Source organism: Pseudodesulfovibrio portus, from assembly GCF_026000375.1.
Lineage (GTDB): Bacteria > Desulfobacterota > Desulfovibrionia > Desulfovibrionales > Desulfovibrionaceae > Pseudodesulfovibrio > Pseudodesulfovibrio portus.
On the sequence record NZ_AP026708.1, the window covers coordinates 2588504 to 2611023 of the forward strand.

General features: G+C 60.9%; 21 protein-coding genes. 15 read left to right on the plus strand and 6 right to left on the minus strand.

Features of this window, described 5'->3' with window-relative positions:
- Positions 1-7: 7 nt before the first annotated feature.
- The 3 genes from OO730_RS12360 to OO730_RS12370 are packed head-to-tail and all read right to left on the minus strand — an operon-like array spanning position 8 to position 2112.
- Positions 8-475, minus strand: a complete 468-nt coding sequence (locus OO730_RS12360; protein ID WP_264981774.1) for a TadE/TadG family type IV pilus assembly protein — start codon at positions 473-475, stop codon at positions 8-10.
- A gap of 13 nt (positions 476-488) precedes the next feature.
- Positions 489-1766 (minus strand): vWA domain-containing protein, encoded by a 1278-nt coding sequence (locus OO730_RS12365; RefSeq protein ID WP_264981775.1) that lies wholly within the window; start codon positions 1764-1766, stop codon positions 489-491.
- The gene (locus OO730_RS12370) at positions 1720-2112 is read right to left on the minus strand and encodes a TadE family protein (protein WP_264981776.1); all 393 of its coding nucleotides are present in this window, start codon (positions 2110-2112) and stop codon (positions 1720-1722) included. Before OO730_RS12370 ends, OO730_RS12365 begins: the two co-directional genes overlap by 47 nt.
- Before the next feature lie 263 nt (positions 2113-2375).
- Here OO730_RS12370 and OO730_RS12375 point away from each other — a divergent pair, with 263 nt between their 5' ends.
- The 13 genes from OO730_RS12375 to OO730_RS12435 all read left to right on the plus strand — a co-directional run bounded on the left by OO730_RS12375 (position 2376) and on the right by OO730_RS12435 (position 16079).
- Positions 2376-3761: a sigma-54-dependent transcriptional regulator gene (locus OO730_RS12375; RefSeq protein ID WP_264981777.1), complete on the plus strand. Its 1386-nt coding sequence runs from the start codon at positions 2376-2378 to the stop codon at positions 3759-3761.
- A 441-nt stretch (positions 3762-4202) separates the two neighbouring features.
- The gene (locus tag OO730_RS12380; protein ID WP_264981778.1) at positions 4203-4382 is read left to right on the plus strand and encodes a Flp family type IVb pilin; all 180 of its coding nucleotides are present in this window, start codon (positions 4203-4205) and stop codon (positions 4380-4382) included.
- 145 nt (positions 4383-4527) lie between these two features.
- Positions 4528-5076, plus strand: a complete 549-nt coding sequence (locus OO730_RS12385; protein WP_264981780.1) for an A24 family peptidase — start codon at positions 4528-4530, stop codon at positions 5074-5076.
- A 12-nt stretch (positions 5077-5088) separates the two neighbouring features.
- Positions 5089-5901 carry a Flp pilus assembly protein CpaB gene (gene cpaB, locus OO730_RS12390; protein ID WP_264981781.1) on the plus strand — a complete coding sequence of 271 codons (813 nt, stop codon included), beginning with the start codon at positions 5089-5091 and terminating at the stop codon, positions 5899-5901.
- 10 nt (positions 5902-5911) lie between these two features.
- Positions 5912-7336, plus strand: coding sequence for a type II and III secretion system protein family protein (locus OO730_RS12395; RefSeq protein ID WP_264981782.1), 1425 nt, complete (start codon positions 5912-5914; stop codon positions 7334-7336).
- Positions 7337-7358: 22 nt separating this feature from the next.
- A complete protein-coding gene (locus tag OO730_RS12400) occupies positions 7359-7670 on the plus strand; it encodes a hypothetical protein (RefSeq protein ID WP_264981783.1) in 312 nt (103 codons plus the stop codon).
- Positions 7667-7819 carry a hypothetical protein gene (locus OO730_RS12405; protein WP_264981784.1) on the plus strand — a complete coding sequence of 51 codons (153 nt, stop codon included), beginning with the start codon at positions 7667-7669 and terminating at the stop codon, positions 7817-7819. Before OO730_RS12400 ends, OO730_RS12405 begins: the two co-directional genes overlap by 4 nt.
- A gap of 25 nt (positions 7820-7844) precedes the next feature.
- Complete coding sequence (locus tag OO730_RS12410) at positions 7845-9038, plus strand: AAA family ATPase (RefSeq protein WP_264981785.1); 1194 nt, start codon at positions 7845-7847, stop codon at positions 9036-9038.
- Complete coding sequence (locus tag OO730_RS12415) at positions 9035-10435, plus strand: CpaF family protein (protein ID WP_264981786.1); 1401 nt, start codon at positions 9035-9037, stop codon at positions 10433-10435. The genes OO730_RS12410 and OO730_RS12415 overlap by 4 nt, the downstream gene beginning before the upstream one ends.
- The gene (locus OO730_RS12420; RefSeq protein WP_264981787.1) at positions 10432-11403 is read left to right on the plus strand and encodes a type II secretion system F family protein; all 972 of its coding nucleotides are present in this window, start codon (positions 10432-10434) and stop codon (positions 11401-11403) included. The genes OO730_RS12415 and OO730_RS12420 overlap by 4 nt, the downstream gene beginning before the upstream one ends.
- Before the next feature lie 9 nt (positions 11404-11412).
- Positions 11413-12366 (plus strand): type II secretion system F family protein, encoded by a 954-nt coding sequence (locus tag OO730_RS12425; protein WP_264981788.1) that lies wholly within the window; start codon positions 11413-11415, stop codon positions 12364-12366.
- Between the two features lie 23 nt (positions 12367-12389).
- Positions 12390-13745 carry an SPOR domain-containing protein gene (locus tag OO730_RS12430; RefSeq protein WP_264981789.1) on the plus strand — a complete coding sequence of 452 codons (1356 nt, stop codon included), beginning with the start codon at positions 12390-12392 and terminating at the stop codon, positions 13743-13745.
- A gap of 243 nt (positions 13746-13988) precedes the next feature.
- Entirely contained in the window at positions 13989-16079 is a 2091-nt protein-coding gene (locus OO730_RS12435; protein ID WP_407681924.1) for an ATP-binding response regulator, read from the plus strand.
- Positions 16080-16969: 890 nt separating this feature from the next.
- On the opposite strand, the gene OO730_RS12440 is transcribed toward OO730_RS12435, so the two are convergent.
- The gene (locus tag OO730_RS12440; RefSeq protein WP_264981791.1) at positions 16970-18253 is read right to left on the minus strand and encodes an HD-GYP domain-containing protein; all 1284 of its coding nucleotides are present in this window, start codon (positions 18251-18253) and stop codon (positions 16970-16972) included.
- Between the two features lie 283 nt (positions 18254-18536).
- Between OO730_RS12440 and OO730_RS12445 the strand changes: the two genes are divergently transcribed.
- The gene (locus tag OO730_RS12445) at positions 18537-19031 is read left to right on the plus strand and encodes a hypothetical protein (RefSeq protein WP_264981792.1); all 495 of its coding nucleotides are present in this window, start codon (positions 18537-18539) and stop codon (positions 19029-19031) included.
- Positions 19032-19080: 49 nt separating this feature from the next.
- Here the strand turns inward: OO730_RS12445 and OO730_RS12450 are convergent, their stop codons facing one another.
- Both OO730_RS12450 and OO730_RS12455 read right to left on the minus strand, forming a co-directional pair.
- Entirely contained in the window at positions 19081-19473 is a 393-nt protein-coding gene (locus tag OO730_RS12450) for a DUF2721 domain-containing protein (protein ID WP_264981793.1), read from the minus strand.
- Between the two features lie 192 nt (positions 19474-19665).
- Positions 19666-21303, minus strand: coding sequence for a sodium:solute symporter family protein (locus OO730_RS12455; RefSeq protein WP_264981794.1), 1638 nt, complete (start codon positions 21301-21303; stop codon positions 19666-19668).
- 364 nt (positions 21304-21667) lie between these two features.
- Here OO730_RS12455 and OO730_RS12460 point away from each other — a divergent pair, with 364 nt between their 5' ends.
- Positions 21668-22324 (plus strand): hypothetical protein, encoded by a 657-nt coding sequence (locus tag OO730_RS12460; RefSeq protein ID WP_264981795.1) that lies wholly within the window; start codon positions 21668-21670, stop codon positions 22322-22324.
- The last annotated feature ends 196 nt before the right edge of the window (positions 22325-22520 follow it).

Genomic DNA, 22520 nt, shown 5'->3' on the forward strand with positions numbered 1-22520 from the left:
CGACTCGTCAGTCACAGGGCTTCCATGGTTCGTTGATCTTGCGGTCGTATCCGTGCAGGGGGATGGTTTCCGGCAGCAGCGAGGCCACCAGCGGAGTGAAAGGTTCATATCGGTACAGCACGGCCACTTCGGCCAGTTGGCAGGGGCCGCCGGGGTCGTTGTCTATGCCGTCGCCCGCAGCCGAGAGATCGGGCCAGGAGCGGACGGACACCTCTATGCTGCCCTGGTTCAGGGTGGACAGGCCCGCCTCGGTGGCGGCGATGATCTGGGCCAGGCGGGTGCCTTCCTCGTCGCCCCGGCCAGTGGCCGCGAAGCGCGCGCCGATTTGGGCGGCTTTCTGCACGGTCAGCCAGGAGTAGAAGGCGTTGCCGCCCTCGATGACCGCCATGACCACCATGAGCATGATGGGTATGATCAGGGCCATTTCCACGGCGGCCATGCCGTTTCTGCGGGAGCTCTTTCTGATGGTTCGCATGTCCATATCCTCCCTACAACAGGCGCCAGCCGAGTTGCTTGCCTATCTGCTTGAAGACGTCCGGGATGTCGTACACCGACGGCGCGTCGAAGTAGTGGTCGTCGGTGCCGGGCTTGCTCGAGGCGACCTGCTTCATGAGCTCGATGTCCACGTTGTCCGAGCTTCCGAACCGGATGGTGAAGATCTCGATGCCCGCGTCCTTTGCCAGCTGCGCCTCAGCGAGCATGTCCGCGTTGAGCACGCCAGCGTCCTCGCAGTGGGCGTCGTTGCGGCCGGAGCCGAAGTAGGCGTTCGTCCAGTAGTTGTTGGGCCGGTAATAGGCGCGATACGGGCCGCCGCATTCACCGTCCTCGGTGTCGCCGTCGGTCAGCAGGATCATGATCTTGCGGAAGTCTTCCTTGTCGCCGCCCTGGGTGTAGGGGGCCTCGGGCGTCAGGATGTGCCGCGCCCACTTGATGCCTTCCGGGATGACCGTGCCGGACGAGGCGCCCGTGGCGGTCTGGGTGTTGATGGAGGCGATGATCCTGGCCTTGTCCTTGCTGAGCGCCAGGGCCTCGGGCAGGTCGGAACAGGTGTCCAGGGTGATCCTGCTTCTATAGTAATAGGGCAGGGCCCAGTAGTCGTCCATGAAATCTTCGTGGATGCCCTCGTTGCGGGAACCGTCCGCATTGTAGCAGCCCGCATCAAAGCCTTCCGCGTCGTCGCCGAGGCGGACCTTGCCCCTGAAGGCCACCAGGCCGACCTTGGTGTCGGGGCTGGTGCCGTCGGGGATGAGCAGGTCGGTCAGGGCGATGGACGCCTCCTTGACCATGTCGATGGGCGTGCCCTTCATGGAACCGGAGTTGTCCACTGCGAACACCACTTCGAGCTTGTTGAACCCGGCGGCTGCGTGCGCCTCGACCGTCTGGTCGGCCAGTCCCAGGATGCCCATGAGCAGGAGGTTGACCTCGGCCTGTGCCGTGACCTCCACGCTCCGGATCTCGGTGCCGGCCTCGACGGACGTGACTTCGGCGGCTTCCATGTTGGCCGCCACCATGTCGTTGATGGCCTGCTCGACGATGCCCTTGGACAGGTCGGGGTCGTAGGGGAGTTCCAGGCTGCCCGCGAGCGCTCCGGCGTCCACGGCGGCCTGAAGACGGGTGTGGGTCATGTACATGTTGCCCATGTCAATGGCGATGCCCGCCACTCCCAGGAGGACCGGGAGAAGCAGGGCGACCATGGTACTCGCCGAGCCCCTGCGGGGGTTACGGCAACGGCATGGTAGTCTGCGCAACGAACTGAATTTCTTCATTGTCGTCTCCGAGCATGCCTTCTTCACCGCTGCTTCCGAAGGGCTTGTAGTTGTAGGCCACCTTGACGGTGACGGTGTTGGCGACCGGATCGGTGACCACGTCCGTGGACAATTCCTGCTGGTCCAGGTCGGCGACCAGGGCGGCCACCAGCGTATTCACGTTGGCGTCGTCGCCCTGCATGAGCACGTGGCGCGCGCCTTCGCGGCTGGCCTCGACCAGGGCGGAATACGTATGCATGGCGTTGGCCCCTTCCACCAGCAGAAGGATCAGGAGGGCCAGGACGGGCAGCGTCAGGGCGAATTCGACGGCGGCGAGTCCCTTGCGGCTGTTGTCTCTGTTTCTCATTCCCGTATCTCCTTTGAATATCCATTTTTCATCGGCTTTCCAGCCATATGTGGTTGTATAGGCAACGTGCGTGCCAAATTTTTCTTGTTGTCTAGAAATTGTTTTTAACCACTCGGAATAAAATATTAAAAAAGTTTGTGACCAAATAGGGAAATGATTCGTAAGGATCAGGCGCTCAGGAAATATCTATTTTTTGTGGATAACCGGAGCCGATTCCTGTAGGGTGGCCCAACGCGGGAATAACACTTGGCAGGAGAACACCTGTGGCTGAACGAATTCTGGTGGTTGACGATGACCGTGCCTTCCAGGGCATGCTGGTAGAGGCGTTGACCGACAAGGGGTACGAAGTGGATACCGCGTCCACGGCCGAGGACGGCATCAAGAAGGCCGGGGCCGGGGATTTCGATCTCATTCTCCACGACATCAAGCTGCCCGGCATGTCCGGGCTCGACGCCCTGCCGCACCTGTCCGACGCAGCGCCCGGCGTGGACGTCATCGTCATGACCGGCTATGCCTCCAAGGATTCGGGCGTGGTGGCCATGCAGCGCGGGGCTTACGACTACTTCACCAAGCCGTTTTCCCTGAGCGAGATGGAAGTGGTGGTCCGCCGGGCCATGGAAAAGCGCCGCATGCAGGTGGAGCTCCAGGAGCTCAAGCGGCGGGGCGGGGCGAGCCCGCTGAACAACATCATCGGGCAATCCGCGCCCATGATGGCCGTGAAGGAGCGCATCGCCCGCATCGCCGGGCTGAACACCGACGTCTTGATCATGGGCGAGACCGGCACCGGCAAGGAGCTGGTCTCCGACACCATCCATGCACTGAGCGGCCGGGCCAAGGGCCCGTTCGTCAAGATCAACTGTGCGGCCATTCCCGAAAATCTCATCGAGTCCGAGCTGTTCGGCCACGAGAAGGGGGCCTTCACCGGCGCCAACACCATGAAGCAGGGCAAGTTCGAGCTGGCCAAGACCGGCTCGGTCATGCTCGACGAAATCGGCGACATGCCGCTCCACCTTCAGCCCAAGCTGTTGCGCGCCGTGGAACAGAAGCAGGCCGAGCGCGTGGGCGGGGCAAAGCCCATCAAGTACGACGTGCGCATCATCGCGGCCACCAACCAGGAGCTGGAGCAGCGGGTGCAGGAGGGCCAGTTCCGCAGCGACCTATACTATAGACTGAACGTGGCCACCCTGATCCTGCCGCCGCTGAGGGAGCGCAAGTCCGATCTGCCGCAACTGGCCGAGTTCTTCCTGGATCGCGCCAACCGGCGGCTGGGCACGGACATCGTCGGGGTGACCGCTGCGGCCATGGAGATATTCTTCAACTACGATTGGCCGGGCAACGTGCGCCAGTTCGCCAATGCCGTCGAGCGTGCCGCCATCTTCTGCACCTCCACCACGATCTCCCCGGCGGACGTGGACCAGGCCTTTTCCAACACCCGGCCTGCTGCCGACGCCATGATGACCCTGCCCACGGGCGAGGGGTTGCCGCTCAAGCAGGCGCTCATCGACTATGAGAAGATGCTCATCGAAAATGCCCTGCGCGCTTGCGGCGGCACCCAGACCGAAGCGGCCCGGGCCCTGGGCGTGTCCGCCAAGAACCTCTGGAACAAGCTCAAAAAGCACAGCATCGACCCCGCAGCCTTCAAGCTCTAGCCTCTCCGGTTCCCCGCAGCCTTTCCGTGCCGTCCCCTTGGGGGGGGATTCCATCTTTTGTGGTCCCCGGCGACCCGGTTTCCATGCAAAACACCCACCGTCATCGTTCATTTCCATCCCAATTCTTGATGATCGATGAAAAGTCCATTTTTAATAGATGTCTTTAATACACTGTAATTGCGGTATAATTTTAGATAATCCAGAGTAAAGTGGTCGACAATTAGTCTATTAATAATTGATTTTTCTTGGTTCGAGATCTGGGTGAGGTGAGTTCTTTCGGCTCACTTCATTTTTTTTATCATGTTATTTCAATAAATTAAAAACAAAAAATAGAAAATGGTTTTCGTTGTGGCACACGGGTTGCTCTATGCTGGTCGTGGCTGGTGCTGAACACGCAAAAAACAAATTTTGAAATTTTTAGGAAACCTAAGGAGAAAGACAATGACCAAGCTTATCAATTTGATCCGTGATGAAGAAGGCGCAACCGCTATCGAATACGGCCTGATCGCCGCCCTGATCGCCGCCGGTATCGTGGCCGCAACCACCGCCCTGGGCGAGCAGGTTGTTTCCACCTTCGAATACATCACCAACGAAATGGCTGGCGCCACCTCCGCCACCTAGACAGGAAGAAAGCAAAGCTAACCGTTTAACGGAAGCAGCCAGAGCAGCCGAACCGGGGCTCGCGGGATGGGCCCGCCAGCCCCGGTTTTGTCTTCGGGGGAAAGCGGAGACAACCAAGTCGGCTCAAAGGCACATCGGGGGAACCATGGATATTCTCGTCACCACAGCGCTCGCAGTGGCACTCGTCACGGCCTCGGTCACCGACCTCAGGGACCAGCGCATCTACAACTGGCTCACCTTCCCGCTCATCATCGCGGGTTTCGCCACGCACACCGTTTTCGGCGGCATGGAAGGGTTGAAGTTCGCCGCCTCCGGATTCGGCCTCGGCTTCGTGGTCATGGTCATTCCGTATTTCATGGGCGTCATGGGCGCGGGCGATGTCAAGCTCATGGCCGGCATCGGCGCATGGCTCGGTCTCGAATCCACCTTCACCGCCTTCCTGTTCACCTGCATCGCGGGCGGCGTCTACGGCCTGGCCGTGCTCGCCCTGGACCCGAAGGTGCTCAAGGGCGTCCTGATCAATATCCGGAACACCTTTGCCGTGTTCATGGCTACCCGAAAGTTCAATTTCACTCCCGTTGCAACGGAAAAGGCCCTGCCGAAGCTCTGCTACGGCGTGGCCATCGCCGTGGGAACCTCCGCAGCCATGGGCATGCACGCCTGGCTGACCGGTTCCGTGTACAGCGGCTACTAAAGGAGGGATGTCATGAGCAAGTCCAAGAGAGCCCTCATCCAGATCACATTGTCCCTGTTGCTGGCCATCGTGGCCGGCGTCCTGATTTTCAATTGGACCAGCGGCGTGAAGAAGGCCCCTGTGGCCCAGGTGGCCAACACGGTGCCCGTGGTCGTGGCCAAGGTGGACATGAAGCGCGGCGTCAGGCTGACCGCCGAGATGGTCGAGGTCCGCAAGTTCACCGCCGACTCCCGTCCCTCGGGAGCGTTTTCCGAAATTTCCAAGCTCGAAGGCCGGGTCCTGAACCAGGCCGTGGGCGTCAACGAGGCCGTCACCGGCCTCAAGCTGGCCGACGAGTCCGTGCTCGGCGGCGGCGTATCCGCCCTGATCACGCCCGGCAAGCGGGCCATGGCCGTCAAGGGCAACGCCGTCATGGGGCTGGCCGGTTTTGTCCGCCCCGGCGACAAGGTGGACGTCATCGTCTCACTGACCGTGGGCAAGAACGACGACCCCAAGACCAAGGTGGTCCTGGAACGGGTCAAGGTCATCGCCACCGGCACCGAGCTGGTTCCGCCCGACGAGGACGGCAAGACCGCTTCCGTGGACGTCTACACCCTGGAACTCACGCCCGTGGAAAGCGAGCGGCTGGCCCTGGCGGCCACCCAGGGGACCCTGCATTTCGCACTGCGCAACGAGCAGGACGACGAGCAGACCCTGACCACCGGCGTGGACGTGCCCAAGACCCTGGCAGCGCTCCAGCCCGCACGGAAGAAGCCGGTGCACAAGAGCCGCAAGATCGACATCGAAATCATTACCGGCGTGTCCAGATCGTCGGTCAGGTTCTAGGAGTATGGTCATGATGAATACCCGCTCCAGACAAGGAACCGTGATCCTGCTGACAGTGTGCCTGATTCTCCTGTTCGCCTCTGTCGCGGAAGCCAAGATCCTGAAGGCCAGCAGGCCCGACGTCATCCGCATGATCGTGGGCGAATCCACCATCATCAACACCGAGGCCGACGTCAGCCGCATCTCCCTGGCATCCGACACCGTGGCCGCCATCGTGGTCATCTCGCCCCGCCAGATATACCTGACCGGCAACGCCATCGGTTCCACCACCCTGACCCTGTGGTCGGGCAAGGAAGTCACCGATATCTATGACGTCATAGTCGATCCGGACACCTCCCGCCTCAAGCGGATGATCCACGAGCTCATGCCCGATGAAAAGAACATCAAGGTCCTGACCTCCGGCGATACCATTACCCTGTCCGGCTATGTGTCCAATACGGCGAACCTGTCTTCGGTGCTCGCCCTGGCCGAAGCGGCAGCCCCGGAAAAGGTGGTCAACCTCCTGACCGTGGACGGCATCCAGCAGGTCATGCTGGAGGTCCGCGTGGCCGAGATGTCGCGCTCCGTGACCAAGCGGCTGGGCGTCAACTTCGCGGCCATCGGTTCCAATTTCGCCATCTACTCCATCATCAACAACCTGACCCAGTACAATGCCAGCGACAACATCTACGAGTTGACCGACAACATCAATCTCACCGGCTCGTTCAACATGGGCGGGACATCGGTTCTGGGCATGATCGACGCCCTCAAGGCGCACGGCCTTGTCCGCGTGCTGGCCGAACCGAACCTGACCTGCGTTTCCGGCGAATCCGCCGAGTTCCTGGTCGGTGGTGAAATCCCGCTGCCCATGCCCGGCTCCCTGGGAACCGTGGGCATCGTCTTCAAGCCCTTCGGTGTCGGCCTCAAGTTCACGGCCACGGTCATGGGTTCCGGGCGCATCAATCTCCAGGTCAATCCCGAGGTCTCGGAGTTGGACTATTCCAAGGTCCTGAGTGTCGGCGGGTATGAAATTCCCAGCCTGACCACCCGCCGGGCCAACACCGTGATCGAGCTGGGCGACGGGCAGAGCTTTGTCGTCGCGGGTTTGATCAGCGACTCCCTGAAGGAAAACGTCAGCAAGTTCCCGGTCCTGGGTGATGTTCCCATCCTGGGAAGCCTGTTCAGTTCCAAGGATTTCGCTTCCAAGAAGACCGAACTGGTCGTCCTGGTGACCGCCCATCTGGCCAAGCCCGTGGACATGCAGAACCAGACCCTGCCCACGGATGATTTCCAGGAACCTGACGACATGGAATTCTATCTCATGGGTTTGATGGAAGGCAAAGGCAAGACTTCGAGCCAGGCTTCGGCCGCGACCGGCAGCACTGCCGGCCCCTCGACCGTGGTCCGGCCCGAAAGCGGGTTTGACGGCGAACTGGGTCATTCCTGGCCCAAGTAGCACTTAAGCAACAGGAGGAATCATGCAGAATATTCTGATTTATCTCGCGATGGTGGCAATCATGCTCCAGGCAGGCGGCTGTACCTCCCTGTTGCCGGAAAGCCTGAACATGTCCACCGAGACGGTGGAGACCACGCCGCCTTTCGGCAGCTCCGTGCGCATGGCCGTGAAAAGCCAGACCGCCTTTCCCGAAGCCGGTCAGGACGACGCTCCCGTGGTCGGGTTGGACGGGCGGTATGCCGCCAAGGTCGCCGAGAATTACAACAACGGCCCGAGGGACAAGACTGAACGGAACAGGCCGTCCATGTTCGGCGTGGTGGATACGAAGTTATGAGCGGCCTCGGACGGTTTGAATACTGGCGCGAGCTGGTACTCGTGCTCCTGATGCTGACCGTCCTGCTGCTCGACCTGGCATTGTTCGAAAGCCTTTGGCCGTATGGGGAAAACGGTGGGGAAACACCCTCCGTCATGACGGTCGAATAGGCAGACAAGGGGATAAGGGGGAACCATGAACAACAGAATCATTCCGATCACGCTGGTCGTCAGCGACAAGGAACAGAAGAAGCGTCTGGAGCGGATGATCACGGCCAACACCATGGTCCGTCTGGCCGAGGAAGAGGCCGACGAGATGGGCGTGCTGATCTACGAGCCCGGCCGGAACGTGGACGAGGATCTCCCGTACATCATCCAGGCCCTGGAGACGGGCCAGGCCGAGGACGTCTACCTGGCCGGCAACAACGCCGATCCCGACATCCTTATCCGGGCCATGCGCAGCGGCATCCGCGAATTCATCCAGTACCCGGTCGAGGAAAACGATTTCCGGTCCGCCGTCATGCGCACGGCCATGCGCATGAGCCTGGGCGAGGACGAAGGGGAGAAGGGCAAGATATTCACCGTGCTCGGGGCCAAGTCCGGTCTCGGCGCGTCCACCCTGGCCGTCAACATGGCCTGCGCCCTGAACGAGCGCGAGCCCGGCAGGACCGCGCTGCTGGACCTGCGCCGCCCCTTCGGCGAAAGCCACTATTTCCTGGACCTCTCCTTTGAGTACACCTGGGCCGACCTGGCCGACGACATCTCCCGCCTGGACGCCACCTACCTGCGTTCCGCCATGGCCGAGCACTCCTCCGGACTGCATGTCCTGCCCGGCCCGGCAAACGGCGACCGGCCCGACCCCCACGCCCTGTTCCTGATCATCGAGCAGCTGCGGCACAACTACGATTTCGTGGTCGTGGACACCGCCCATCCCCTGGACGAGGACCTGCCCAAGGAGATCGAGCTTGCCGACGCCATCCTCATCGCCACGCAGCTCTCCCTGCCGTGCCTGGCCCGGACCTCCGGCCTGGTGGAGGCCGTCAGGAGCCAGGACCCGGACGCCGACCGCCGCATGAAGCTGGTCGCCAACCGGGTCGCCAAGAATTCCACCATCGGCGTGAGCGAAGCCGCCGACGTCCTGAACCGCGAGATTCGCTGGGTCATCCCCGAGGACCCCGATTCCTCCCTGGCCGCCATCAATCAGGGAACCCCCCTGGTCACGGCCTACCCCAAGTCGCCCGCGACCAAGGCCATCATGGGCCTGGTCTCGGATCTGGCTCCCCGGCCCGCCAAGGCCAGGAAGGGCCTTTCCCTGCCGTTCTCCTCCCTGTTCAGGAAGAAGGGCAAGGGAACCGACGGTAACGACAGCCTCGCCGGAGCCACCTTATGAACCTCGCAGAAAGACTGAACAAGAGCGCGGCCAGGCGTACTCCCGCTTCTGCGGGCAAGGCCAAGGTCAAGGCGGTTCCCACCAGGACGCAGAACGAGGCGCAGGAACACTATTTCGACGTCAAGACCCGCATCCACGGCCGTCTCATCGACATGATCGACCTGTCGCTCCTGGACAAGCTGTCCGAGTCCGAGATGCGCACCGAGATCGCCAAGGTGGCGGAAGGGCTGCTCTGGGAGGAATTCCAGAACGCGCCGCTGAACATGGCCGAACGCAAGCGCATGTTGTCCGAGATCCAGGACGAGGTCATCGGCCTGGGACCGCTGGAACCCTTCATCAAGGACCCCTCGGTCAACGATATCCTGGTCAACGGCCACAAGCAGGTCTACGTGGAGCGGTCCGGCCTCCTGGAACTGACCCCGGCCCGGTTCAAGGACGACAACCACCTGCGCAAGATCATCGACCGCATCGTGTCCATGGTCGGCCGCCGCATCGACGAATCCCAGCCCTTGTGCGACGCCCGCCTGCTGGACGGTTCGCGCGTCAACGCGGTCATCCCGCCCCTGGCCATCGACGGCCCGTCGCTGTCCATTCGTAAGTTTTCCAAGGACCCGCTGGAAGTGGCCGACCTCATCGGCTTCAACTCCCTGACCCCCCAGATGGCCCAGCTCATGGAAGGCATCGTGCGCTCGCAGCTCAACGTGCTCATCTCCGGCGGTACCGGTTCGGGCAAGACCACGCTGCTGAACTGCCTGTCCCGCAACGTGCCCGAGGACGAACGCATCGTGACCATCGAGGACGCCGCGGAGCTGCAGCTCAAGCAGGACCACGTGGTCCGGCTGGAGACCCGCCCGGCCAACATCGAGGGCAAGGGCGAGATCACCATGCGCGATCTGGTCAAGAACTGCCTGCGCATGCGCCCTGACCGCATCATCGTCGGCGAGGTCCGTTCCTCCGAGGCCCTGGACATGCTCCAGGCCATGAACACCGGCCATGACGGTTCCCTGACCACCATCCACGCCAACACCCCGCGCGACGCCCTGATGCGCCTGGAGACCATGATCTCCATGGCCGGGTTGAACCTGTCGCCTATTTCCATGAAGCGGTACATCTCCTCGGCCATCGACGTCATCATCCAGGCCACCCGTCTGGTGGACGGCACCAGGAAGGTCATCTCCATCTCGGAAGTGACCGGCATGGAAGGGGAGATGATCACCATGCAGGAAATTTTCGCCTTCGAGCAGACCGGTGTGGATTCCGACGGCAAGGTCGAGGGCTATCACACGGCCCGCGGCATCCGCCCGAAGTTCGCCGAGAAGCTGGAACGCATGGGCTGCCCCTTCCCGACGGACATGTTCCAGGTCTCTCCCATTTCCAGGAAGGAGGCGCGGGCATGATCATGAACATCATCATCGCCGGTGTGGCCGTTCTGGTCGTCTTCCTGCTCCTCATGGGCATCAGCTCGCTCATGCAGTCCGGCTCGGACAAGGCCGAGCGCCGTGTCAGGGAACGCCTCCGGGCCATGGCCGTGACCGGCGTCGAAGAGAAGGCCATCGATCTGGTGCTGCGCGAAAACTCCATGAGCGATGTCCCGTGGTTCAACCGCCTGCTCGAGAACATGCGCTGGGCCGCCAGCCTGGAGAAGCTCATCTACCAGGCCGAGGCAAAGGGATCGGCGGGCGTCTATTTGCTGGCCTGCGCCGTGCTGGGCGTGATCGGCGCATATGCGGGCAGCTTCTCTGGTCGGCTGTGGGTCATCGCCCTGACCGGCGGCATGCTCGGCTATATCCCCATCTGGCGGCTCAGGGGCAAGCAGCGCAAGCGCATGGACAAGTTCCAGCAGCAGCTGCCCGAGGCCCTGGATCTCATGGCCCGCGCACTCAAGGCCGGACACACCTTCGGCGGCGGCATGCGCATGGTGGCCGACGAATTCGACAAGCCCATCGGCCCCGAGTTCGGCAAGACCCTGGACGAGATCAACTACGGCATGGACGTGGACCGGGCGCTGGCGAACCTTCAGGAAAGGGTGGAATGCCCGGACCTCAAGTTCTTCGTGGTGTCCATCAACATCCAGCGCGAGACCGGCGGCAACCTGGCCGAGATCATCGCCAAGATTTCCACCCTGGTGCGGGACCGGTTCGCCCTGTTCGGCAAGATCCGCGTCCTGTCCGCCGAGGGCCGCGTGTCCGCCTACATCCTCATCGGCCTGCCGTTCCTGCTGGGCGTCATCCTGTATCTGGTCAACCCCGACTACATCGGTCTGCTGTGGACCAGGGAGCTTGGGCTGTCCATGGTCTACAGCGCGGGCTTTTCCATGGTCATCGGATGGATCGTCATCCGCAAGATCATCAAGATCAAGGTCTAGGAGGCGGACATGAGTGAACAGATGATTCCCCTGATCGCCGCTGCCGTCGGTTTTGTCTCCGTGCTTCTGGCCGGATACGGCCTGATGGGCTACCTGGGCGGCGCCAGCGACTCCGCGCGTCTCAAGGAGCGGGTGTCCGGGACCACGATCAAGCGTTCCGAAGCCCTGGCCGCGCCGCTGACCTCGGCCTTCGGCAACATGCTCGCCTTTTTCGGCCGCCTGGGCACCAGGATCGGCCCCACCGAGACCGAGGAGATCGACAAGAACCGCCTCCGCCTGATCCAGGCCGGACTGCGCAAGCCCGACTCCTACAAGGTCTTCCAGGGCCTCAAGGGCTGCCTGGCCCTGTTCCTGGCCGGCGGATTCCTGGCCGCGCGCTATCTCGTCTTCACCGACATGTCCATCGCGGTCACCGCCTTCGGCTTCGTGGGCCTGGCCGCAGTCGGCGTGTACGGCCCGGAATACTGGCTGTCCAAGAAGGTCGCCAAGCGCAAGCTGGCCCTGAGCGACGAACTGCCCGACGCCCTCGACCTGCTGGTCGTCTGCGTGGAAGCGGGCATGGGTCTCGACCAGGCCGTTGACCGGGTCTGTCATGAGCTGCGGACGTCCGGTCCCATCATCAGCTCCGAATTCAAGCTGCTCACCCTGGAACTCCGGGCAGGCAAGGCGCGCACCGAGGCCCTTCGGTCCCTGGCCGAACGGGCCGGGCTGGACGACCTCAACAGCCTGACTTCCCTGCTCATACAGGCCGACGCCTTCGGCATCAGCGTCGGTCGCACCCTGCGCGTCTACTCGGACGCCATGCGCGTCAAGCGCTCCCAGCGCGCCGAGGAAAAGGCCGCGCGGATGCCGGTTCTGCTGCTTCTTCCCCTTGTTGCGTTCATTTTGCCGGCCCTGTTCGTGGTCATTCTCGGCCCGGCGGTAATCATGTCCATGGATATGTTCACGGCGATGAGCAAGTAGGCTTCGGCCAAGGAGAAAATACGATGTACAAGAAGATGTTGATTGTCACCATGGCCCTGGTCGGGGGAGTCTTGCTGTCCGGTTGCATGGGCATGACCCATAAGGATCAGACCTTCAAGGAGTTCGCCTACGGCGACGAATCCCCTATCAATTTTTCCAGCGAACAGCATGAGCAGGTGGGCGACGGCTACGTCCGCCGCAACAACCCTGAAATGGCGCTCATGCATTACAACAAGGCCATCACCCTGGACGAGAACAACCTGGACGCCCGCGTCAAGCGCGGCGACCTGCTGGTCTCCCAGGGACTGGAAGAGCAGGCCCTGGCCGAATACAACGCCGTGCTCAAGGCGGCCCCGGACCACGCCATCGCCAACGAGGCGGCGGGCGGCGTCTACTTCCGCGCCGGGCTGTACGACGAGGCCGCCGCTCACCTCGAGCGCGCCGCAGAACTCAACCCGCTGCTCTGGAAGGCACACAACTATCTGGGCATCCTCCATGACCGCGAGCACCGCTACGACAAGGCCGCAGAGCACTTCTCCCTGGCCCTGGAGCTGCACAAGGGCGGCGGCGTGGACGAGATTTACAACAACCTCGGCGTGGTGCGCATCGCGCGCAAGGAATATTCCGAGGCCCTTGAATCCTTCCGCCTGGCGCTCAAGAGCGGCGGCGTGTCCTCCCGCACCTACAACAACCTCGGCCTGGCCCTGACCCGGCTGGGACGCCTGGACGAGGCGCTCGAATCCTTCAAGTACGCGGGCGGCGAGGCCAAGGCGTACAACAACCTCGGCTACGTGCTCATGACGGACAACCGTCCCGCCGAAGCCGTGCCCTATTTCGAGAAGGCCATCGAGCTTTCTCCCAGCTACTACGTCAAGGCGGCCGACAACCTGAAGCGGGCCAAGCTGGCCGCACGCTTTCAGAAGGCCGAAACCAAAGTGAGTGGTTCCACCCCGAACCCTCTGCTTCGTCAGTCTTTCCCCGACGCGAAGCAGAACCCCGGCGAGCCTACGGCATCTCCCGCGTCCGTAGGCTCGCCATCCCCCCCTGCGGATGTCCAGAAGATATCCTACGTGCAGCCGGGTTCCGGGGCGGTCGATATAAGTGAGAAGGACAAGTCCTACGGGCTGCACGTCAGCTCCTGGCGTGACCATGAATGGGCTTTCAACCATTGCGCCAAGCTGCGCGGGCAGGGGTTCGAAACCTGGATCAACCAGGTCGACCTCGGCGAGAAGGGCATCTGGTACCGCGTCCTGGTGGGCGATTTCGCCTCCATCGCGGAAGCCAAGGCCGGACGCCCCGACGTGCTGGCCGTCCTGGAACTCGACCGCGCGCCCATCTTCCGCAAGGTCGACCCCAGGCTCGACGGGTCCCTTCTCTAAGGCGCACGCCCTGTTGCCCGCATCGTGAAGAAGACCGTACAGGACACCCCGGACAACCAGCCTTCCCGCGCTGGTTCCGGGGTGTCTTTCTTTGAACGCGACCTTCACTTTTCTTTCGAATTTCCGTATATTTCCTCCAATACGAAGTCTGTCGGACACACTACGGTTCCCCTGGAGAGAATCTTTTTGGCCCAAGACACAACCAAGCGCTTTCGCGTCCTCGCCGTGGACCATGACGAGGACATGCTCACCCTGTACCGCGACGTCCTCTGCTTCGAAAGCGAGGAGCCGTCATCCCTTGAGGCGTTGTTCGGCGACAAGCCGCGCCTGCCTTCCAGGGAGGAGATCGTCGAGGACGAGAGCAGGCCGGTCTTCGACATCGAGCCCGTCGCTTCAGGCAGGGACGGGCTCGACGCCGTCAAGCGTTCCCTGAAGCGGGGGGCACCGTTTTCAGTGGCCCTGGTGGACATCCATCTCTCGGCCACCGAGGCCAACCGGGCCGGGCTCGAACTGGCCGAAAAGCTTCGGGGCCTGGACCCCAATGTGGAAATCGTGCTCCTGTCGGCCCGGCACGACGTGCCGCTCAAGGAGATCAACAGGCGGGTCCAGCCGCCCGAGAAGCTTCTTTTCCTCCAGAAGCCTTTCAGGTCGCCGGAACTCAAGCAGATCGTCACCTCGCTGGCAGCCAAGTGGGATGCCGAGAACCGGCTGCGCGAACTCAACGAGACCCTGGCCTCGAAGGTCGAGGCCCGGACCGCCGAACTGAACACGGTCAACCGGAGGTTGCGCCGCGATATCGTCAAGCGCGCCGCCGTGCTGCGGGAGCTTCAGGTGTCGGAACAGCGGTATCGGCTCCTGTTCGAGCGCGACGTCACGGGCAACTTCGCGGCCGATCGGGACGGCCTGATCCTGGACTGCAACGTGGCCTTTGCCGAGTTGTTTGATTTTCCCGCTCCCGGGGACGCGCGCGGCGTGAACATCTTCGACCTCTGGGAAAAGGCGGGCGTCCCGGGCACCCTGCGCGATCTCGTTGTCGGCGAGGGCAAGGTGGTCAACCACGAGGTGTCCATCCGCCGTGGTTTCGTGACCCGCCACCTGTTGCTGAGCTGCGACAGCGTGATCGACGCCGACGGCGCGGTCGAGGAGCTGCGCGGCTACATCTTCGACATCTCCGAGCCCAAGCGGCTTGAGGAGCAGCTCCGCCAGTCCCAGAAAATGGAGGCGCTGGGCACCCTGGCCGGCGGCATCGCCCACGACTTCAACAATATCCTCGGCGTCATCCTCGGCTATGCCGAGATCATCGAGTCGGGCGCGGAGCCCGAGTCCGGCCTGGATCGGCGCATCAAGGAGATATCCCGGGCAGGCAGGCGGGCCAGGGACCTGGTCACCCAGATACTGAATTTCTCCCGCCAGGGCCCGCAGGAACGGCACGCCATGACCATGGCGCCGCTCATCAAGGAGGCGCTCAAGCTGTTGCGGTCCTCGGTGCCCGCCAATGTGGAGATCATTTCCCGCATCGAGACCGACCGGGACAGCGTCATGGCCGACCCCACCCAGATGCATCAGATCATGCTCAACCTGTGCGGCAACGCATCCCATGCCATGCAGGAGACGGGCGGCACCTTGACCGTGACCCTGGCCGACGTGGGCAACGACGACCCGGTCGTCCCGCCCGAGGACCTGGGCAAGCCCGAACGGTTCGTGCGCCTGACCGTGGCCGACACCGGCCCCGGCATCGACCCGGAGGTGGCGGACCGGGTGTTCGATCCCTTCTTCACCACCAAGCCGCAGGGCGAGGGCACGGGCATGGGGCTGGCCATGGTCCACGGCATCGTCAAGCGGCACGACGGCTACCTGGAACTGGAAAACCGTCCCGGCCAGGGCGCGGCCTTTCATGTCTTCCTGCCCAAGACCTCGGAGACGGAGCGCCCGGAAACGGACATCCCCGCCGACCTGATCTTCCGTCAGGGCCGCATCCTGTTCGTGGACGACGAGAAGCCGCTCACGGACATCGGTCGGGAGATGCTCGAATCCTGCGGTTTCGAGGTGGTCACCCGCACCTCGTCGGTGGAGGCCCTGGAAGCATTCAAGTTCCGGGCGACCGACTTCGATCTGGTCATCACCGACCAGACCATGCCCAACATGACCGGCATGGAGTTTGCTCGCGAGGTTCTCAAGATCCGGCCCGACATGCCCATCATCCTGTGCACCGGGTTTTCCGATGCCGTGTCCTATGACCGCTTGCGGGACGTGGGCATCGGCGATTTCATCATGAAGCCTATTTTGAAGCATGACCTGGTCGCGTCCATCAGCCGGTTGCTGGTCAAGGCCTGATCGGGGGAATGGTGGGCTCTAACCCCGCCGTAGGCGGGTTTGATCGCCTCGTTATTCAATTTAGCGCGCATTCGCGTTTTACTTCTTTCGTTATCCCTGCTTTGTGTTCCGCTTTTACAGCGGCTGACTTTTTGATTCGGGCCGTCCATGGCCCTCACCCCTTCGGGGTCGCGCCTTGCCAGGCGCGCTCCAAATCCGCTGTCCTGCGGATTTGTGGCTGGCGCCCCAAAAAGTAAGCAAAAAGTGCGCTTTGGTAGCGCGTCCGCCCCAAGATCGTGGCGAGAATCCGATCAACTCGGAACGGCTCCCATCCTTGGGGGATGGCTGGCGTTGCTTGTGCGGGGAGGTGTTGGCCCTGATAGGGCGCGCGTATCGCTCTTTGGGAGCCGCCGTCCCTCGCTGTCGACTTCTAGGCCGCGATCAAGGCGGGTGCATACAATGATTGTCCGAGCGGGCGTGCTTCCTGAGCTGCGCCTGTTGGAGATGGCAGAGACGGGCGGTTGCCGAAGACAATTCGCTGGCAGACCCTAGAGCCTGTTCCGGGCGACTTGCGCAGCCCGTCGACCTTGCCATCGGCAAGTTTGCAGACGGTTAGCAAAGTCGCCTACAGGCTCTTGGGCCTGTCAGCGCGAGCTACCCCGCAAAAGCGACCTTTTTCCCCTATTTTTGGGGCGCCAGCCAAAAATAGGGCCGCCGGGGGGCGGAACACTCAAAAGGGATAACGAAAGAAGCATGACGCGAATGCGCTCCACATCTAAAGCATAACTGCCAGTCCTCATTTCCCACGAAGGGCGACACAGGACAATCAATGTGTTCAGCACCTAAACCAGCATGCTCTGAAGTGTGGAAAATGAAGCGCAACAGCAACAAAGGAGAGGGCCGCCGGAGGCCTAACTGGGATCGACGTAGTAGGTGATCCGCGCCCGGGGCGAGAGGTAGTCGTAGGCCTCTTTGGAGAGCTGGGCCAGGCGGATGGATTTTTCCACGCGCAGGTCGGGCTCGTCGGCCAGGTCCACGATGAGGGCTTCCTTTTTGGGGACCGCCGGGTCGTAGAGCATGACGCTGGGATTGAGCTGGTTCTTGGGGTTCACGGCCATGACCATGCCCACTTCGCCGTTGCTGAGCTCGACCACGGTGCCGGGTGGATAGACGCCCAGGCACCGGATGAACAGGGCCAGTATCTCCACGTCGAACACGGTTTTTTGCTGGCCGAACATGTAGGAGAGCGCCAGGTAGGGGGTCAGCGACTCCATGGGGTCCGCATGGTTGCAGTGGTTGTCGTAGGCGTCGGCCACGGCCACGATGCGGGCCAGCCTGTCGATGGCGTCGCCCTTGAGTCCGGACGGGTAGCCGGAGCCGTCCATGCGCTCATGGTGTTGGGCCACGATGCGGGCCACGGTCTTGGGAAAAACGTCCACCTCAAGGAGGAGCTTGGCGCCGAGCACAGGATGCTGCCGGACGACCCCCAGCTCCGTCTTGTTCAGGTCGCGTTTCTTGAGCAGCCGTTTGTCGATCTGCTCCTTGCCGATGTCGTGGAAGAGCGCGCCCAGGCCGAGGGCGGTCATCTCGTCGGCGGACATCCCGGCTTCGCGGCCCACCATCATGGACAGCACGGCCACGTTCATGGGGTGGGAATAGGTGGCCTCGCCCTTTTCCATGACGTTCATCAGGTGCAGGGTCGATTCCCGGTCGGCCACGAAGTAGTCCGACAGCCTGTCCACAAAGGCGACGGCCTCGCCCAGGGACTCGATGCTGCCGCCCAGAATGTTCTTCAGTATGGAGTCGAACATCTTGATGCAGGCGTTGAACCGTTCCTCGCAGCGGGCGATGTGGTCCTTCTTCTCCCGAAGGCGCTTGGCGCGCTCCATCTTGATTTCCCACAGATGGTCAATGACCTCCTGGGAGAGCTCCTTGTCGGGGTCGGTGCGCTGCTTTTCGGCCTCGTCCTTCGTCTCCGCAGGGCTTGCGGGGAGCACGTCGCACTTCTCGGGAATGCAGACCACGTGGGTGATGCCCAGCTTCTTGATGAGCGCGATCTGCTCATCGTCCTTGATCTTGAAGTTGGAGAACAGGAAGGGGTGGTCGAACCAGCTCGTCCTTTCCAGCCTGATGAAAACACCGGGCCGGAGCTGGTCAACCTGAATGCGGTATTCTGCCGTGTCGCTGTTCGCCATGGAGAACATCATACAGCATCGAGTGGCCGCCGACAATAGCCTTGGAGGGTCGGATTTTTGCAACCTCTCGATTAATAAGGAATTCATGCGTCCCGCATATGCGACACTGCAACGCATAATGTTCTAGTTGAAATCTGGATTTTTTCATGAAAAGGTATCCCGAAAGTGTCGTACCGCCTGTTTTTCGTTGCCAATCGGCGGCAATTGGATTAACTGAAACACAGCTGTGGATTTTTCCACATTCTTTCTATTCGGGAATATTGACTTTTTAGGTGGTAATTGAATGGTGAAGCAAGGCAGTCGAGCAAACAGGTATTCCAAGGTCAGCCTGTTGGCAGTCATTCTATTTCTCCTTGCCGGGTTCGGCCTGGTCTATTTCAAGACGGACCTGCTGCACGTCGTGGCCGAGAAGCCCGAGGGAGTGTCCGGCCTGGTTTCCGTCAGGGGCGCCGTCTCCCTGGAGCAGCTTCATTTTTCCCAGCAGGAAATACAGGCCATCAACAACGTGGTCAATTCCCACAGGAAGACCTTCACCAAGGTGGACATGATCGTGGACGCGGTCGGCCACGTTGACGAAATCAAAGACGATACGGTGCTGGTTTTCGCCGTGTCCCTGAAGACCAGCGGCAACCTCGAGGTCAAGTCCTGGAGCCGCAAGCTCGAGCGGAAGCTGCTGGTCGCCCAGTTCGTGGACTACCTGCGCAAGGCGGCCACGGAGTATGAGGAATTTCAGAAGTTCCCGGACGTGAAGAAGAATTTCAAGACGCTCTACATCTAGCGTCCAGGCAACGGAACACAGAAGCCCCGGATTTCGATCCGGGGCTTTTTTATTTCTGCTCCAGGTCCTTGAGCAGGATGTCCAGGGCCTGGATGGAGATGCGGATTTCCATGAACGAATAGACGAGCGAGATGACCAGGAAGAGCAGGCTGAACCCGAACAGGATCTGGCTGGCGACCAGGAACTCTTCGAACAGGGCGATCATGGAGAAGATGCAGGCCAGCATGGACAGGACCCCGTAGCCCTGCATGGAGCGGATCATGTTGACCCGTCTGCGCAGGTTTTCGATCTGGGCCCGGACCGAATCGTCCATGGCGTCCCGGTGCTGGTCGTGCAGACTGCGGATGCGCCCGGCCAGGGACAGGAAGCGGTTGGTGAAGGCGAGCATGAACAGCGAGATCGCCGGAAACAGCAGCGCGGGAGTGGTGGTGGTTATCTGCATGGGGCTCCTCCCGTGGGGCGGCCGGGTCGAATTTTTAGCGTGAAATGAATCAATATCACGTTATTTCAATTGGATATCGAAACAAGTAAATTATCAATCCATGCCGTGCAGGCATATGTGCTTTTAACAAAAAAGCGACCGCTGAACAATAGCGATGTCAACGGACCGGCCGACCTTGGCCGGGGCGTTGGGTTATCCTTTGGTCGCCCGGGTTGCTCCGCTCGGTGTCTTTTCCTCGTGCCGCGATCGGTTCATGAACCACATTAGGGCGGTCTGCGCCCCGCTCAGGGCCACGAAATACCAGACCCACAGGGGCAGGCCAAGGAGGAACGGCCGGTCGTCATCCCACATCCAGAAATCGTAGGCGGCCAGGAACAGAAGCCCGAAGGCGGGCCACCATTTGCGGGAGGTCGAAGACCGGAGCAGGGAGAAGCCCGCTCCCGAGGCCAGGTGGACCAGGAGGTAGGTGCCGATGGTCGCGGCCATGACCGGGACCACAGGCAGGACGGGCATGGCCGGGGCGGCCAGGGCGAAATACAGCATGACGGCTTCGCCAGCGAGGATGGAGGCGATGGCGGGCCGGGGGCGGGGGCGTTTCAGGTACACCCCGAAGAAGACGGCCGGGAAGAGCACGGCCAGCCCGGTGAACGTCTGGGTGGCGATCTGCAGGATGCTCGTGGGCGGGTTCACGGCCATGGCGTATCCGGCCAGGGCCAGGCAGCAGACGAAGATGCGGCCCACCGTTGTTGTTCCGGTCTTTTTGCCGGGCAGGAGGGGGTACACGTCCCTGGTGAAGATGGAGGAGAGGGTGAGCAGTTGCGAGTCCATGGTGGACATGAGCGCGGCCAGCCCCGCGGCCAGGACCAGGGCTCCCATGAAGTCGCCGCCGATGCTGGTCATGAGCAGGGGCACGATGGCGTCGGCCTCCTTGCCCGTCAGGCCGGGGAAGTCCAGCCGCCCGATGACCCCGAGGAGCACGGGGATGGCGAATACCACCGTGCATGTTAGGGGGTAGAGGAGCATGGTCCGCTCCAGCGATTTTTCGTCCCTGGCCGTGTAGAAACGCTGGAACAGCTGGGGAAACATGGGGTCGCAGAAGAACCAGAGCAGGATGTAGGAGAGCCAGATTCCCGGTCCGAACCGGCCTGCGGGGCCGGGGCGGGAGAAGAGCGCGGGGTCGGCCTGGAGCGCCTTGGACATGGCCGCGCCGAATCCCCCGTGGTGCGAGACGGCCATGGACAGAGCGAGGACCAGCATGACGACCATGATCAGCCCCTGCAGGGTGTCGGTCCAGGCCACAGTGCGCATGCCGCCGCGCAGGGTGTACAGCAGGATGACCAGGGTGACGATGCCCGCGCCCCACGCCTGGGGCAGGCCGATCAGCTGGTTGAGCACGTATCCGCCCGCCATGGGTTGCAGGGCGAGATAGGGGATGGTGAAGACGATCATGATCAGGGCGAAGAGTCCGGACAGGAATCGGTTGTTGTACAGGTTTTGGATCAGCTCCGCAGGGGTGACCAGCCCGTGGAGTTTGCCCAGCCGGTTCACCCGCGACCCGATGAGCCAGAAGGTCAGGGCCATGAACCCGGTGCCGAATCCCATGATGGGAAAGAAGGAGAGCCCGTGCAGGTAGCCTGCCCCGGACGCGCCGAACACGGTGAAAGCGCTGAAATTGGTGGCGGCCATGGAGCCGAAGAGAACGAAGAAACCGAGCTTTCTCCCGGCCAGGAAATACTCGCTCGGGGAATCCTTGACCCGCCCGCGTATGAGCATTCCCAGCGCGAGCACTGCGACGATGTAGGCGGCAAGAACGAGAATTTTGATCATCATGGGGCTTCACCTGTGTAGCGGTTAATAAAAAAGGCCATCCCGACTGAGGTCGGGATGGCCTTTGGCCTGGCATAACCATACAGATCCGCGTCGGCCCTCCATTGGCCGCACCGAATCCATGCAGATGATTTAGTGAAGATATGTGGTTCGTGTCAAGCCGACCGTTTCTGAATTAAGGGGCTTGTTTCTTATGCTCAGGGAAAATAGGTATGGTGTCCCCTTAATCTCCCAGTCTCGCGGACTGAGGTCAAGAGCAAGACTTGGCCACGGCTTTATATTACTATCTATCAAGACTTGCCCCCTCGTTTTCATAATTGGGAGATATTCGGATAAATTAATCAGGCGTGACGGGAGACTGAAAAGAATGAAATTAATTAAGGTCTACATTGACACGTGTATTTTGAAATTCTCTGCAACTAGCCTTAACCGCTTAATTCCTAGAAATCAGACAATAAATTGGGGAGGGATAAACCACGAATGCATTGTTCATGATTTCCGTGAAATAAATCCGAATGATAAAATCAATAATTTACGGCAAAAAAAAGATGCAGATTCGTTGCCTGAAATCGCAAAAATGGCGAAGGACGGCCTGATTGAGATCGTAATGCAGGATGAAATAATCTTTGAAAGTTGGGGGCTTCCAAAAATGGATAGTCAATCAGGAATGTTTTATGGTGCTCCTGTGAGTATGGTAGACGCTCCTTTTGTTTACGGAAGGATAGTCGTAGGGTTCGGATCGTCAGCCAAAGAACTGCAAGAAAAATTTTTGTTAAATTTAAATCAAAAAAGATTTTTACAATTGCAAAAAGCAACAGGAGCTTATCAAGGTAAAAATCCGAAAAACATTAATCAGTTGCTAGATGCATTTCATATCTGGTGCGCAGAACACAATCAATGCGATCATTTCCTTACTATGGACTATAAGCTAATTAAGGTTATCAAATCGTTAAAAAATAATATCCCAACAGTTAAAGTGCTCAGTCCATCAGAATTGTTGGAAGAGATTAAGGGCCAGATGTGAGCGATTTTGTGGTGTAGAGGATTGGTGAATTTAAATCTGTTGAGTATAATGTGAAAATTTGGAGAATATTTTATCTAAATCTAACTTACATCCAACCAGCAGTCCTGACGCCCTGAATCCTCCGCCACCAGCGGTGCTTGCTGCATGAAGAGCACCTCAATCACCACAGAAAAGGCCCGCCGCAAATTATGCGGCG